1 protein-coding gene is annotated in these 279 nt (G+C 38.4%); it reads left to right on the forward strand.

All coding sequences use genetic code 11. From position 1 onward, the window contains the following. The coding region (locus VRZ77_RS21730; protein ID WP_414594646.1) for an iron chelate uptake ABC transporter family permease subunit at nucleotides 1–279 on the forward strand (279 nt) is incomplete at both ends.

Below are 279 nucleotides of genomic sequence, written 5' to 3' on the forward strand. Positions count from 1 at the left end.
GTCAAGGTGTTGCTCTAATATTCAGGTTAAATCAATCTCTTACTTTTTGGAGTGCTGGAGGAATATCAGGCACAACGTGGGCGCAGCTTATATGGAGTGGCCCAATAATTATCGTTACATTAATTATAATTTTAGCTATAAGCAAGCAACTTACTATTTTAAATTTAGGTGAATCACTTGCTAAGGGATTAGGTCAAAACGTGTCTGCGATTCGTGGACTAAGCTTAATTTTATCAATGATACTAGCTGGCGTCGCTGTGGCAATGGTTGGACAAATTG

The organism is Ancylobacter sp. G4_0304, from assembly GCF_047501495.1.
GTDB lineage: Bacteria > Pseudomonadota > Alphaproteobacteria > Rhizobiales > Xanthobacteraceae > Ancylobacter.